At 43.0% G+C, this 14,590-nt stretch carries 10 protein-coding genes and 1 other annotated feature; of the genes, 1 reads left to right on the top strand and 9 read right to left on the bottom strand.

What is annotated here, in order from left to right; genetic code table 11:
* Positions 1-102: 102 nt before the first annotated feature.
* The 3 genes from B0I26_RS06355 to B0I26_RS06345 all read right to left on the bottom strand — a co-directional run bounded on the left by B0I26_RS06355 (position 103) and on the right by B0I26_RS06345 (position 7,527).
* Complete coding sequence (locus B0I26_RS06355) at positions 103-3,339, bottom strand: VWA domain-containing protein (protein WP_111644621.1); 3,237 nt, start codon at positions 3,337-3,339, stop codon at positions 103-105.
* Between the two features lie 154 nt (positions 3,340-3,493).
* Entirely contained in the window at positions 3,494-4,786 is a 1,293-nt protein-coding gene (locus B0I26_RS06350) for a bifunctional folylpolyglutamate synthase/dihydrofolate synthase (RefSeq protein ID WP_111644620.1), read from the bottom strand.
* A gap of 119 nt (positions 4,787-4,905) precedes the next feature.
* Positions 4,906-7,527: a valine--tRNA ligase gene (locus tag B0I26_RS06345; RefSeq protein WP_181502754.1), complete on the bottom strand. Its 2,622-nt coding sequence runs from the start codon at positions 7,525-7,527 to the stop codon at positions 4,906-4,908.
* A gap of 61 nt (positions 7,528-7,588) precedes the next feature.
* Positions 7,589-7,839, bottom strand: a binding site (T-box leader).
* Positions 7,840-8,007: 168 nt separating this feature from the next.
* Here B0I26_RS06345 and B0I26_RS06340 point away from each other — a divergent pair.
* The gene (locus B0I26_RS06340; RefSeq protein ID WP_111644618.1) at positions 8,008-8,199 is read left to right on the top strand and encodes a hypothetical protein; all 192 of its coding nucleotides are present in this window, start codon (positions 8,008-8,010) and stop codon (positions 8,197-8,199) included.
* Positions 8,200-8,214: 15 nt separating this feature from the next.
* On the opposite strand, the gene ysxE is transcribed toward B0I26_RS06340, so the two are convergent.
* The 6 genes from ysxE to hemC form a co-directional block, all read right to left on the bottom strand.
* Positions 8,215-9,240 (bottom strand): spore coat protein YsxE, encoded by a 1,026-nt coding sequence (gene ysxE / locus B0I26_RS06335; protein WP_111644617.1) that lies wholly within the window; start codon positions 9,238-9,240, stop codon positions 8,215-8,217.
* A 142-nt stretch (positions 9,241-9,382) separates the two neighbouring features.
* On the bottom strand, positions 9,383-10,369 hold the full coding sequence (gene spoVID / locus B0I26_RS06330) for a stage VI sporulation protein D (protein WP_111644616.1): 987 nt from the start codon (positions 10,367-10,369) through the stop codon (positions 9,383-9,385).
* Between the two features lie 165 nt (positions 10,370-10,534).
* Positions 10,535-11,824, bottom strand: a complete 1,290-nt coding sequence (gene hemL, locus B0I26_RS06325) for a glutamate-1-semialdehyde 2,1-aminomutase (protein WP_111644615.1) — start codon at positions 11,822-11,824, stop codon at positions 10,535-10,537.
* A gap of 66 nt (positions 11,825-11,890) precedes the next feature.
* Positions 11,891-12,871 carry a porphobilinogen synthase gene (hemB, locus tag B0I26_RS06320; RefSeq protein WP_111644614.1) on the bottom strand — a complete coding sequence of 327 codons (981 nt, stop codon included), beginning with the start codon at positions 12,869-12,871 and terminating at the stop codon, positions 11,891-11,893.
* A 2-nt stretch (positions 12,872-12,873) separates the two neighbouring features.
* Entirely contained in the window at positions 12,874-13,656 is a 783-nt protein-coding gene (locus tag B0I26_RS06315) for a uroporphyrinogen-III synthase (RefSeq protein WP_111644613.1), read from the bottom strand.
* A complete protein-coding gene (hemC, locus tag B0I26_RS06310; RefSeq protein WP_111644612.1) occupies positions 13,656-14,588 on the bottom strand; it encodes a hydroxymethylbilane synthase in 933 nt (310 codons plus the stop codon). Before hemC ends, B0I26_RS06315 begins: the two co-directional genes overlap by 1 nt.
* Positions 14,589-14,590: the final 2 nt, after the last annotated feature.

Here is a 14,590-nt window from a genome sequence, read left to right as displayed (position 1 = left end):
ATGAACTATATATTGTGAAACACGCGTGAGGTCAGACCCTTATGAGACAGTCCCAATCACGTAGGGGGCAGACACTTATTGGATCAAGCCTCTTTATTTTTGTCACCATCTTCCCCTTGGCATATCTCCGTTATTTCCTCCATTGTTGCCTCCGTCGGAACTGTTTCCGGATTTCGTAACAATAATGACAATCGAATCTTTTATTTCTTGACCAGATGGCTGTTTCTCCTCAGCAACAGCCGTTACTGTTGCATATCCGTAATCTTTCGCATAAATGTACCATTCGCCATTTTCTTTCTTTATTTCGACATATTGCGAATCAGAAGACAATACGGACGCCAGCTGTTTGTTCGTTGCGTCGAACGGATTAAACTGTAGCAATGAAGCAACACGTATCCGTTCACCAATATTTAAATTTAACGACGGTTGTTTAAATTGGATGCTCTCTAACGGCACCGTCGGGTCAACGACAGTGATATTCGCTGTTGCCGTCACACCGCTGCCATCTAACGCTTCAACATAAATTGTCACATTTCCTGGTGACAGCGCAGTTACAACGCCATTTTCCACTGATGCAACAGATGGATTGCTTGATGACCATCGGACATTTTTATTCGTTGCATCAGAAGGTAAGACCGTTGCTTGAAGCGTCTGCACTTCGTTTACATTCATTTCATTTTTATACGGTCCTAATACGATTTGGTTGACGAGTTTATGATAGGTTATTTCAACAGTTGCAATACCGTCTCCTTTTGTAAAACCGCCTTTTGATTTGACGAAAATAACAGAATCCCCATCGAAGGTAATTGGTATTTCATAAGGTGCACTTAACGGCTTCCAGCTCGCATCTTGTTTAGCATTTTCCACTCGATACTCATACGATACACCTTCACCCGCCACTAAGCCGACTACACGCACTTTTGTCGCTTCCGTGACAACAGAGCCGCTCGCTATTTCCCGTCCATCGTTTGTAAAAATTTTCAGCCGAGGAGTTAAATTCAATTCAACGATTTGATCATTTTTATACGTAACGATAATCACCAAATCCTTACTATTTGGTTTGAATTCCAACGATTTGATTGGCAGCATCAGCAGACCGTAGTCGTTCGGATGCTTTGTTGTCGCAAGTAAATTCGTACTTGCTGACGAGGCTTGCCATTTTGAAACAAGTCCGCGGATGTCTCCTTCGTAATAAATGTCAGGAAATTCTAATAGACGTACTTTCATGCCGATGAATTGCGGGGCTACCGGCAATGTAGAAGTGCGAGTGCCATACTTACTATCCGTAAATGAAACTTTTGCCTGTGGCAATTGCATGTTTTCCATTGCCCAATCCGCTTGCAACGTTAAGCTAGCTGTAAGATTGGCGCTATTTAGTTTCGTATAATCGATATTCGTGTTCAGAAAAGCGATTTCGGCATACGTTATACCATTATTGCTATAAACGGTCACATTGGATGAAGGAATCACGGTAATTCCTTCAGGAAGGGGTTGAATGATTTTAATATTGCTTAAGTTACCAGTAACACCACTTCCCACATATCCAACAGCCGTTAATGAATATTGAGCAGTAAAACGATTGGAATCTCCATTGCCGCTTCCGTATTTGATTAAGTCGCTTACATCCCTTGTGATTCCTTGTAAACGAACATTGCCTGTAAACGAAGGAGGAACTTCATCTTTTACAACAACGGTAACCGATTTTGTCTTTGTCGGCTGCAACGCTCCGTACACATCACGATATGTCATTTCTATATTGAACGTATACGTTCCTTTTTCTTTAAATAAGACAGGAATGGGAATGTTCACAGGTGGCGGTGCCGGCTGCCCGACTTTATAACTGATGTTAAAGGTGACATACGCATTTTCTTTTGCGTCATCAAGCCAAACGTTTTCGTTTTCAACAATCTGTACTTTTCCGTTAAACGCTTTTAACGGAATTTTCACTGTTCCGCTTAACACTGGGTCGGTTGCCAGTTTCGAAAACTGCTGGAAAATCTCCGTTAAATTTTGAGGTGTTCCTTGTTTCGCCTGACCGCCTGTCATCGACGATAATTTCTCTAAATAATTCATATCGACTTCTTCATTGTTACCAAAGCCGATCGAATAAAGCGCAATATTGTTTATTCCAATATCTTTGGCAACATTAATTCCATGAGTACGGATTTTTTCTTGAAAATTTTTATAAGTTGTAGAACTACGATATGTGGTTGTTTGCTTTCCATCTGGATAATAAACGGTTCGATCTGCTGTTCTTCCGTCAGCGTACAGTACATATTCAACATCTAAATCCTCTGTTACTTCATGACATTGCTTCCACCACCATATTCCTTCACAAACTTCATACGTAACTCGTTCCTTCGCTTTAGAAACCGTCGGCATTCCATCCGTTAAAAAAATAATATATTTTTTACGGGTTGGATCGTTAAAAAACGATTGAGCATTTTGCAGTGCTTGCGTATAGTTCGTTCCACCATTAGCACGAAGAGCCTTCGCTGTGGCCGCAATACGATCTAAATGCTGTTTGACGTCGTATGTTCCACTAGGAAATGGTACGACATTATTGTATTGAACATTACTAGAAAAAGGAACGAGGGCAAATCGATCGTTAGGATTTGCATTTGCTTTGAAATAGTCTACTGCCGAGTTGAGCGCTTGTTTAGCACTTTGAAACTTCATCGGATTGCTTCCTAATTCATCCATTGAGCCTGATATGTCAAACACAAAGACAACATCAATCGGCGGGCGGACAATGCTGTCGATTCTTCCTTGGGGGGTTAATGTAACGTCGAGCCTTCCTTGGGCATCTTCATTTAACGGTTTCGCATATTCGCTTTGTGAAGCAGATACTGTAAAATCCAGTGAAGGGTTATTCACATTTGATGTTCCTTTTTGATATTCATACGCTGGAGTAGGAAAGGTGAAATATTTTTCTTCTTTTCTATTCCCTACAATTCTATACGCATCTACTTCAATTTCATAAGTGACATTAGGGTTGCTGCTTTTAGGCCATTTGCCTGTCATATCGAGGGAAAACGTATACTTTTTCTCTCCTTTGTCGGAAGGAGCTTCAGTTGCCTCCACGCGATAACTTTCTTCAGAGGCACTGTTACCTTTAATTTTCACTTTAACGATAAAAAATTCAATTGTGTTTCCGCCTCCATTCCCTTCTCCTGGAGACGTTGCCCATCCTCTAATCACATGTTCATTAACTTCCTCAATGCCCCCGGTTTTGTTCTCTTGCGCCTGTACGATTGTATCTCCATTAAACAGCAACGAACTAAGCACAATGACAAAAATCAAAAACAGACTAAAAAGTTTGCTTAATCTTATTTGCATCCCCCTCTCCCCCCTTTTCTATTGAAATCTATATTTAATCATTCATCTAAGATTTCAGGAATACTACTTTATTACTATTATATCAAAAATTTCCCCTACAATTGTTTTATAATTTGTACAGTTTATTAAAAATTTATATATTCTTAACTGCTCGTTATAACATAAAAGATCTTACTTCTGAGATAAAATAAAGTGATCCGGTAATGAGTAAAACATCTTCGTTCGCTATTTCTTTCTTTTTCCCGCTGACAACTTGTTTCCAGTCTTCGTTAAATGCTTTATTCTCATGTTTACACTTCTCATACATCTCCTCCGCCTTTGCCGCTCTTGGAAAATCAAACGACGTAAACGTAATCGTTTCAGCGATATCGGCAAGCGGCTGAATCATGTTTTCGAGCGGTTTGTCGCTTAAGGCGCTGAACATTACATGAATTTTTTTGTCTGGGTAGTGCGTTTTTACCGTCTCAACGAGGCTGTTAATTCCTTCCACATTATGCGCCCCGTCAATAATCACCGTTGGCTTGTCGCAAATTTTTTCAAACCGGCCGATCCATGTTGCTTTTTCCAGTCCGCTTCTTAACGCCTCTTCTTCGATGATAAATGAATAATACGTTTTTAAATAATCCGCGGTCATCACAGCGAGTGCGGCATTTTTCACTTGATGGAAACCAAGCATGGAAATCGTTAAATCTCTATATTTGGAAAATAACGTATCTACGGAAAACCGTTCACCGTTTTCCATTGCTTCATAATCTTTAATCTCAAAATCTTTGCCTAAAACATAGGCTTTCGCTTTAACCGATTTTGCTTTTTCAAAAATGACTTGCAGCGCTTCTTCCTGCTCGGCTCCAGTAATGACAGGCACTCCCGCTTTTATGATTCCCGCTTTTTCAAAAGCAATCTTTTCTAAAGTATCTCCCAGTATATTTGTATGATCAAAACCGACATTGGTAATCACGGAGATAATCGGATAAATCACGTTTGTTGAATCAAAACGGCCGCCAAGCCCCGCTTCGAAAATAACCACATCTTGAATGTTCATTTTTCCGAAATAGTACATCGCCATCGCCGTAATCACTTCAAATTCGGTCGGCGCCCCTAGCTCTGTTTGTTCCACTTCTTCAACGAGCGGCTTAATGACGTTGACCAGTTCAACAATTTCTTCATCACGAATCGGTGTCCCGTTTACGCTGATTCGCTCATTAAACTGCTCGACATACGGTGAGGTAAATGTACCAACGGAATAGCCTGCTTCCTGCAAAATATGGCGCAAATAACAAACGGTTGAGCCTTTTCCATTTGTTCCGGCAACGTGAATCGCTTTGATGCGGCGCTGTGGATACCCGAGACGCTCCATCATCCATTCCATTCGTTTCAATCCCGGCTTAATGCCGAAAGATAAACGGCCGTGAATCCATTCGACTGCTTCAGCGTATGTACGAATCATAAAAATCTCCTCCTCTTTATTATCTATATAAAAATTGCTTCCTTGCTTATAAAAGAAATGAAGACGAACCCAAAACAAATGGATTCGTCTTCATCATAAATGACTTATGAAGCGGTTGTCTATCCTTTTAATTCGGCAATGCGGGCACGTACCGTTTCGCGTTTTTCGATGTAATCTTTTTCTTTTTTGCGTTCTTCTTCAACGACATGCGCAGGGGCTTTCGCGAGGAAGCCTTCATTGCTTAATTTCTTCTGAACGCGCTCGACTTCTTTATTAAGTTTTTCCAGTTCTTTTTCAAGGCGCTTAATTTCCTCTTCAATATTGATCAGCCCTTCAAGCGGCAGGCTGAGCTCTGCTCCGGTAACAACAGCCGTCATCGCTTTTTCTGTTGCTGCAATATCTGTGCCGATGATAAGCTCGCTTGGGTTGCAGAAGCGCTCAATATAAGCGCGGTTCTTTTCAAGCGTCGCCTGAATGACGGTATCTTTTGCTTTAATGTGCAGCTTAATCGGCTTGCTTAACGGCGTATTTACTTCCGCGCGAATATTGCGTACCGCACGAATGATATCAACGAGCAGACGCATTTCTTCTGCTGCTTCATTATCTGTCAATTCAGGACGGACTTCCGGCCATTTCGCTACTGTAATAGACTTACCTTCATGCGGCAAGTGCTGCCAAATTTCCTCGGTAATAAACGGCATGAATGGATGTAACAAACGCATTGTATTGTCAAGCACATACGCAAGAACGGAGCGGGTCGTTTTCTTCGCCGCTTCGTCATCACCGTATAGCGGCAATTTCGCCATTTCAATATACCAGTCGCATAAATCGTCCCAAATGAAGTTATAAAGCACGCGGCCGACTTCACCAAACTCATACTTTTCAGCCAGCTTTGTTACCGTTTCAATCGTTTCGTTGAGACGCGTTAAAATCCATTTATCGGCAACCGATTTTTCGCCTGTTAAATCAATTTCTTCATATGTTAGGCCGCCCATGTTCATTAATGCAAAGCGGGAAGCGTTCCAAATTTTGTTCGCAAAGTTCCATGTCGCTTCGACTTTTTCTGTGCTGAAGCGCAAATCTTGACCAGGTGAGCTTCCTGTTGCCAGAAAGTAGCGGAGTGAGTCGGCTCCGTATTGATCGATGACATCCATCGGATCGACGCCGTTGCCAAGCGATTTACTCATTTTCCGCCCCTGCGCATCGCGGACTAGTCCGTGGATTAATACGTCTTTAAATGGTCGTGTTCCTGTAAATTCAAGACCTTGGAAAATCATGCGCGATACCCAGAAGAAGATGATATCATATCCTGTTACTAATACATCTGTCGGATAGTAACGTTTGTAGTCGTCAGACTCTTTGTCAGGCCAGCCCATTGTCGAGAACGGCCATAATGCCGAACTGAACCATGTATCTAATACATCCGGGTCTTGCTCCCAGTTTTCGATATCCGCAGGCGGCTCATGGTCCACATATACTTCGCCTGTTTCTTTATGATACCAAGCTGGAATGCGGTGACCCCACCATAATTGACGTGAGATGCACCAGTCGCGGATATTTTCAAGCCAATGTAAATACGTTTTCTCAAACCGTTCCGGCACAAAGTTTACTTTTCCGTCTGTTTTTTGCAGCTGGATTGCCGCTTCCGCTAACGGTTTCATTTTTACGAACCATTGCGTTGAAAGATATGGTTCAACAATCGCCCCGCTGCGCTCACTATGCCCAACAGAGTGTACATGTTCTTCAATTTTGAAAAGAACGCCTTGTTCCTGCAAGTCTTTGACGATTTGCTTGCGGCACTCAAAACGGTCTAATCCTTGATATTGCATCGCCTGCTCGTTCATCGTGCCGTCTTCGTTCATGACAAGAATGCGCGGCAAGTTATGACGGTTGCCGATTTCAAAGTCGTTCGGGTCATGAGCCGGCGTAATTTTCACCGCCCCCGAACCGAATTCCATATCAACGTACTCGTCAGCGATAATTGGAATCTCGCGTCCTGTAATCGGTAAAATCACCGTTTTGCCGATTAAATGTTTATAGCGCTCATCTTCCGGGTGAACCGCTACCGCTGTATCGCCCAGCATCGTTTCCGGACGAGTCGTCGCTACTTCAATGTAGCCGGAACCATCAGCGAGCGGATAGCGCATATGATAAAGCGCCCCTTGAACATCTTTATAAACAACCTCAATATCAGACAGCGCTGTTTTCGTTACCGGGTCCCAGTTAATAATGTATTCGCCGCGGTAAATAAGCCCTTTTTTGTAAAGCGATACGAATACTTCGCGAACCGCTTTTGACAAGCCTTCATCCAACGTGAAACGTTCACGCGTATAATCCAACCCGAGACCCAGCTTTGCCCATTGCTCGCGAATGTGGCCGGCATATTCTTCTTTCCATTTCCATGTTTCTTCAATGAATTTTTCCCGGCCTAAATCATAACGGGAAAGCCCTTGATTGCGCAGCTTTTCTTCTACTTTTGCCTGCGTCGCAATGCCGGCATGGTCCATGCCCGGGAGCCATAATACATCATAGCCCTGCATGCGCTTCATGCGCGTAATAATATCCTGCAGCGTTGTATCCCACGCGTGGCCTAAGTGCAGCTTTCCTGTTACGTTTGGCGGTGGAATGACGATTGTAAACGGCTGTTTGCTGTTGTCTCCTGTCGCTTCGAAAAATTTTCCTTCAAGCCACCATTGATAGCGGTTCGTTTCGACTGCTTTATGGTCATATTTTGTCGACATTGTTATTTCTTTTGTTTCCACTTTTTTCCCTCCTATCGTAAAAATAAAAACTCCCTTCATCCAAAAGGACGAAAGGAGTGAACTTTCGCGGTACCACCTTTTTTCCTAAGCAAAAGGGTATACTCCTCCCTATTGCTTAAGCACTTCATCCAATAACGGCTGCAGCCGGCTTCTTCTACTAAGTCGATTACTGTTCAAAGAAGCAGCTCAAGGGCGACCTTCCAGCGATAACGATCCTGAGAAATCTCGCAGCTAATGATTTCTCTCTCTGAAGGCGTTATTCGCCGTACTCTTCCCTGTCTTCGCTTTTTCCGTGTATCTGTCAATATACTACCGAAAAAATATTTACATCGTCAATAATCTTTGCCAAGTTTTTATTTATTTATTCTAATCACATCATTTTTGTTACAAACACATCACATTATCTTTATTTTTTTCATAAAGTAATAGCAGCACCCTACTACGTTTAGGAGGGAAAAAATGAAAAGAAGATACAATCCATATTCATGGCCGCCTTGGCTTCGGCAGGTCCGCGCCGTTTGTGCCCAAATCATTATTCCGCTTACGATTTTTCAAGCAATACGCACGATTTTTTTTCCGACGACGTTTGATGTCTTTTTGCTGGCCGTTTTCGTTTTACTTGCCTTTGCCCTCCATTTGGAATGGATATAAAAAAATCCCATGCGGCTATGACGATGCATGGGATTCTTCTTGTGCTTTCTTTTTCTCTTCGATTTCAGTCAGGCGCATAATGAAATATTCGCTGTTTTTCATGAACCAATATGCCTTTTGCAGCTGCGAAACTTGCCGGCGTTCATCCATTTTTTTTGATTGGTTTACATACTGATGAACCATTCGGTAAATCATTTCCGGCTCGGCTAAATAGCTTAAAAACAGAGCGGTTTCCTCTTCTTGAACAGGAAAAGCTTGCTCATATTCAATAAACCAATTGACGCATTCATCACACATGATCGGATACGTCCGTAAATATTTCTGAAAAAAATGAAGAAGATCCGACAGCGGCGGCGCAATGTGAGAGCGCTCCAAACTCAAAAAATAACCATTTCCTTTTTCGGCATATACATAATGAGATAAAGAAACGTTTCCATGAACAACAGCAACGCGCCATTTCTTTGTTTCCTTCATTTTTTCATACCAGTTCTCAAGCTGGGTTTGCGCAAACCAATATGCTTGCATCGTTTCATGGAAATAGGTGCAAAACTGCAGCTGAAACGGCGACATGTACCATTCATTTTCACACGTTTCAATATATGATTGTAAAAACTCCCTTTGCTTTTCCTGCCGCTCTTTAATGGAGTTATAATAATTCGTTAATGCTTCTTCGTTTATTTCTACCTCTTTTAATGATGTTTGATGAATTTGCGCAAGGTCGCGAAACAATGGCAAATGCCGCTCATGTCTTTCTTCTTTCGCTTCATCGGAAATCCAAGGCATTAAATAATAATACCGCCCTCTGTAAGCAACAAATGGATGGCCGTTATGCGCTAGGAAAAGCGGAATTGCCTTTTTTGCAAAAAAACGATAAGCATTGTGAATCGTCTGCAGCTGTTGAGGCATCGACAGTTCTTTTAATGCAAAAACACCTGCCCGTGTATAAATTTTTTTCGTTTTTCCATAGTCTTCAATATAATCGGCTTGTAAACGATATTGCTGCAAAATAGGGCGATATTGCTCAAGGAGCTGATGATTCAATCAGGACACTCCCCTCATCATAAAAAAGAAGGGGCTGACCCAATTATATGACCTCACATACATTTCACAATATGCCGTTCATTGATATTGTATTGCGGGATCTGACACTTTGCTTTTGGGACAGCCTCAATCATTGTTTCCCTCATGTCTTGCTTACCACTGACACCGGTATATATAAAAGCTGCCCTTCATATATGTCTGACTCATGTTCGAGTTTATTGACTCTCAGCAACTGTTGTACAGACACATCATATCGGTCGGCAATCTTATCGAGCGAATCACCTTGTTGAACGATGCAAATTTTTAATCTTGAAAAATCTTGGTGCTCTTCTTTGGCAAAAATTTTTGTTAAATAAAGGGCATTTTCATTTCGCTTTGATACTTTCTTTTCTGCTTGGGATATCTCTATTTGTTGTTCATGATTTACTGCCTCATTCGTTTCCGTTTCCAAAACTTCTTCCTTCCTGCTTTTTAATTCAACATGCATTGGTACAGCCTCTCGATCTTCGTCAAGTTCTTCATCCATCTCTTCGATATTTTCCTGATAGGCTTCCTTGCGTGCTATTACTTCAAAAGGATCAAACAGGTCTTCTGTCTCTTCCTGTTTTTCTTCGTCTTCTTTTATTGTTTCTTCGTACTCTTCACTTCGTTGTACTACTTCAAGCTCATCGCTGCTTTCTTCCATATTAGCCTCGCTTGGCTGAGAAGAGGAGTAAATACCGCTGATGGAAATATCTGCAGTCAGCAACAGCCGTCCGTGCTCTTCGAGATCGTAATCAAACGATTCAATCGTTACATATACGTCCTCTAAACTTTCGATTCGATTTTTCGGAATGGTAATATCAACCGGAAAGTGGTGGATTAATTCACTAACACCATCTTCGCGAATAATGACTTCTTGGATGAGACGATGCGCGCTTAAACCATCCGAATATTCCCGCTCTTCCTCATCCTCAGCCATTTGATACTCTCCGCTTAACTCTAAAACTCCACGAATCGTAATATACTGTTCATATTCTTCGACAGAAATAATCGGATCTAAAGAAATCGAGATAAATTCAGAGACTTCCTGTCCCCTTTTAAACCAAACCGATTCCTCAATCGAAAAACGCAAGTATGATTGCTCCAACAGCTTTTCCTCCTTCCGTTCCATCACCTAAACTTTTCTATGACATTACAAACTTATGAACGATCAAAGAAGAATATGAACAAAACTGCAAAAAAGAAGGCCGACTCAAGGTGGTGTTCCCGAAGGAATTCAACCACTTATGAGTCAGCCGCAGCATTCTTTTCACTATCCTCTCATTTTCGCAAACGCTTTTTCCGCTGCTTCAATCGTTTTTTCGATATCTTCATCTGTGTGCTCTGTCGATAAGAACATGCCTTCAAATTGGGACGGAGGCAAGAAGATGCCTTGTTCAGCCATTTCGCGATAGTAAGCAGCAAACATGTCTAAATCAGATGTTTTCGCTTTTTCATAGTTAACCACTTCTTCGTTTGTAAAGAAGAAACCAATCATGGAGCCGGCACGAGTCACTGTATGCGGAATGTCATATTTTGTTGCCGCCGCTTTTAAACCGTCCTCAAGGCGGTCCGCTTTTTTCTTAAATTGCTCATATGTTTCCGGTGTCAGTTGAATCAATGTTTCATATCCAGCTGTCATTGCCAACGGATTTCCTGAAAGAGTACCCGCTTGATAAATCGGGCCGCTTGGTGCGATTCGTTCCATAATTTCCGCCTTTCCGCCGTAAGCACCGACTGGAAGACCGCCGCCAATGACTTTGCCAAGACATGTTAAATCCGGTTCAATGCCAAAATATCCTTGTGCGCAGTGATAGTCAACACGGAAGCCCGTCATGACCTCATCGAAAATAAGGAGCGCACCATATTGCTTCGTAATTTCCCGCAATCCTTCTAAGAATCCTGGTTGCGGCGGCACCACTCCCATATTGCCCGCTACTGGTTCGACAATGACTCCGGCAATATCTTCTCCGAACTGTTCAAAAGCATATTTTACACTTTCAAGGTCGTTATAAGGAACGGTAATGGTGTTCTGTGCTACTGATTCAGGCACTCCGGGACTATCAGGCAAACCGAGCGTTGCCACACCGGAACCGGCTTTAATTAACAGCGAGTCTCCGTGTCCGTGGTAACACCCTTCAAATTTTAAAATTTTATTGCGCCCTGTATAGCCGCGCGCCAAACGTAGTGCGCTCATTGTCGCTTCTGTTCCCGAGTTCACCATCCGGATAATTTCAATGGAAGGAACGCGCTCAATCACAAGCTTTGCCAATTTGTTTTCAATAAGCGTTGGAGCGCCAAAGCTTGTCCCGTTTTCTGCCACTTTTTTTAACGCTTCAATAACGCGGTCATTGGCGTGACCAAGAATGAGCGGTCCCCATGAGAGCACATAATCAATATATTCATTGCCATCGATATCGTAAATTTTTGAACCTTTGCCGCGCGCCATAAAAATCGGCGCCATTTTCACCGATTTAAATGCGCGGACAGGGCTATTAACGCCGCCTGGTAATAGCTTTACCGCTTCGGCATACGCCTGCTTCGATTTTTCATAGCTACGCATCTTTTCTACCCCTTTTTGCACGTTTCTTATTGTCCAGCTCAGACACCGTAACGTCCTTCGCTCTCTTTATTTTTCCTTCAACCAACGAGCCACGTCTTTAGCAAAGTACGTTAAAATAAGATCGGCGCCCGCCCGCTTCATTCCTGTTAACATTTCCAACACAATGGCTTTTTCGTCAATCCAGCCGTTTTGCGCCGCCGCCTTAATCATTGAATATTCTCCGCTCACATTGTAAGCGACAAGCGGAAGGTGGAAATGGTTTTTCATGTCGCGGATAATGTCCAAATAAGCAAGCGCCGGTTTAACCATTAAGAAATCGGCGCCTTCGCGCACATCAGATTCCGCTTCGCGAAAAGCTTCAAGACGGTTCGCCGGGTCCATTTGATATGTTTTGCGATCGCCAAACTGCGGAGCACTGTTCGCTGCATCGCGGAACGGTCCGTAAAAAGCGGAAGCATATTTGATTGCATAAGACATGATTGGGACATGCGCGAATCCGGCTTCGTCCAATCCTTGGCGAATGGCCGCGACAAAGCCGTCCATCATATTAGAAGGGGCAATAATGTCGGCGCCCGCTTTCGCTTGGCTGACAGCTGTTTTTACAAGCAATTCAAGCGACGGATCGTTTAACACTTGCTCATTTTCAACGACACCGCAATGACCATGGCTTGTATATTCACATAAACATGTATCGGCAATAACGACAAGCTCTGGATAGTTTGCTTTCATTTGGCGAATCGCTTGCTGCACGATGCCATGCTCGCAATAGGCTTGCGAGCCGACTTCATCTTTTTCTTTCGGCACGCCGAAGACGATAACAGATTTAATGCCTAATTCTACTGCCTCTGCGATTTCATCGTTTAAATAGTCAAGGGAAAGCTGATAAACTCCCGGCATGGAAGCGACTTCTTGTTTTACCTGTTCGCCTTCAACAACGAAAATCGGATAAATAAGATCTTCTACATGAAGATGTGTCTCGCGCACCATGGCGCGTAAATTGGCTGTTTGCCGCAAACGGCGGTGACGGCGAAATTGCAGCTCTTTCATTTTTATTCCTCCTTATCAGAAAAATAAACAACCATCGATTTTATCATATCATCAATCGTATAGTTTTCCGGACAAATATGTACTTCTATCCCTGCTTCTTCAGCCGCTTGCTTCGTAATGGGACCGATGCAGGCAACGGCACAATGCTGAAGCAGCGGACGCCAGTCGATTCCTTCCAGCATTTGCATAAAGCTGTTCACCGTCGAAGGGCTTGTAAATGTAATGACATCGATTTTTTGCTTTATTAATAGTTCAATCAATTGTGCTTTTCCGCTTTCATTCAGCTTCGTTTCATAAACAATAAGCTCTGTTATATCGGCTCCCATCTCTTCCAATGCCCGTTTTAAAGTCAGGCGGGCTAAGTTTCCTTTTACTAATAATACGCGCTCCTTTGGCTTAATAAGCGGCTTTAGCGCCTCAATCAGCCCTTCGGCAACAAATTCTTTCGGCACAACAGCAACTTGCAGCCCTTTCTTTTTCACCGCCTGCGCTGTTTTTTTGCCGACCACAGCAATTTTCGGAAGCCTTTCTTTTAAAAACGCTTCATCCATTAACTGAAAGAAAAAATCGACGCCATTTTTGCTTGTAAAAATGAGCCAATCATAATGATTGACTTCTTTGAGCATTTGCTTAATCGGTTCAATGTTTGGAGGCAAGGAAAAAGAAATAAGCGGAATTTCAAGCGGGGAAGCCCCCATTTGCATAAGCCGCTCAGAAAACTCTTTCGCTTGTTCTTTCCCCCTTGTTACAAGCACCGTTTTGCCAGAAAGCGGACGCTCAACCATTACTGCTCTAACTCCTCTTTGACCCGGTCAATTAATGCTTTTGCTCCCTGCTTTGCCAGCAGCTCAGCCGCCCTTGCCCCGAGTTCTTTCGGATTCGTTCCTGTCACGATCTCCTTATATATTTCTTTGCCGTCAGGAGACGCGACTAAAGCGGTTAATACAATCGCATCGTTTTCATTGATATACGCATAGCCGGCAATCGGCACTTGACAGCCGCCTTCCATTTGATGAAGAAAAGCTCGTTCTGCAGTAACGGCCCGTTCCGTCTGTTCATCGTTCAGTTTCCTTAGCCACTCTAATAATTCAACATCTTCTTCCCGGCATTCGACCGCAAGCGCTCCTTGTCCAACCGCCGGCACACAAAACTCCGGCGATAAATACTCCGTAACGACTTCATTCGTCCATCCCATCCGCGCCAAACCAGCCGCGGCAAGAATAATCGCATCATAATCTTCGTTTTGCAATTTCGCCAGCCTTGTATCGATATTGCCGCGAATCCATTTTATTTCAAGATCGGAACGTTTCGCTAACAATTGCGCGGAGCGTCTTAAACTGCTTGTCCCGACAACCGCCCCGCTTGGCAGTTCAGAAAAAGGGAGATGATTTTTCGAAATAATGACGTCACGGTGATCTTCGCGCACCGGAACACAGCCAATGATGAGACCTTCCGGCAATACGGCAGGCATATCCTTCATACTATGTACAGCCATATCAATTTCCCGTTCGATCATCGCCTGCTCAATCTCTTTGACAAACAATCCTTTTCCGCCTACTTTTGACAATGTAACGTTTAAAATTTGGTCTCCTTTTGTAACGATTTCTTTCACTTCAAATTCGAACGGAGCTCCTAATTCTTTCAGCTTAGAGATCACCCAATTTGTTTGTGTCAATGCAAGCTTGCTCCGCCGCGAACCGACAATTATTCTCCGCATTA

The sequence above is a fragment of the Paranoxybacillus vitaminiphilus genome (genome assembly GCF_003259935.1).
Classification (GTDB): domain Bacteria; phylum Bacillota; class Bacilli; order Bacillales; family Anoxybacillaceae; genus Paranoxybacillus; species Paranoxybacillus vitaminiphilus.
Note: the sequence above shows the minus strand (reverse complement) of the source record. Positions and strands in the feature narration are given on the sequence as shown.

Excerpts from the sequence above, each read along its gene's own strand:
- hemB (WP_111644614.1), bottom strand. The coding sequence starts at position 12,871 with ATGAAAGAGCTGCAATTTCGCCGTCACCGCCGTTTGCGGCAAACAGCC.
- B0I26_RS06350 (WP_111644620.1), bottom strand. The coding sequence starts at position 4,786 with ATGATTCGTACATACGCTGAAGCAGTCGAATGGATTCACGGCCGTTTA.
- hemC (WP_111644612.1), bottom strand. The coding sequence starts at position 14,588 with ATGCGGAGAATAATTGTCGGTTCGCGGCGGAGCAAGCTTGCATTGACA.
- B0I26_RS06345 (WP_181502754.1), bottom strand. The coding sequence starts at position 7,527 with ATGTCGACAAAATATGACCATAAAGCAGTCGAAACGAACCGCTATCAA.
- B0I26_RS06355 (WP_111644621.1), bottom strand. The coding sequence starts at position 3,339 with ATGCAAATAAGATTAAGCAAACTTTTTAGTCTGTTTTTGATTTTTGTC.
- B0I26_RS06340 (WP_111644618.1), top strand. The coding sequence starts at position 8,008 with ATGAAAAGAAGATACAATCCATATTCATGGCCGCCTTGGCTTCGGCAG.
- B0I26_RS06315 (WP_111644613.1), bottom strand. The coding sequence starts at position 13,656 with ATGGTTGAGCGTCCGCTTTCTGGCAAAACGGTGCTTGTAACAAGGGGG.
- hemL (WP_111644615.1), bottom strand. The coding sequence starts at position 11,824 with ATGCGTAGCTATGAAAAATCGAAGCAGGCGTATGCCGAAGCGGTAAAG.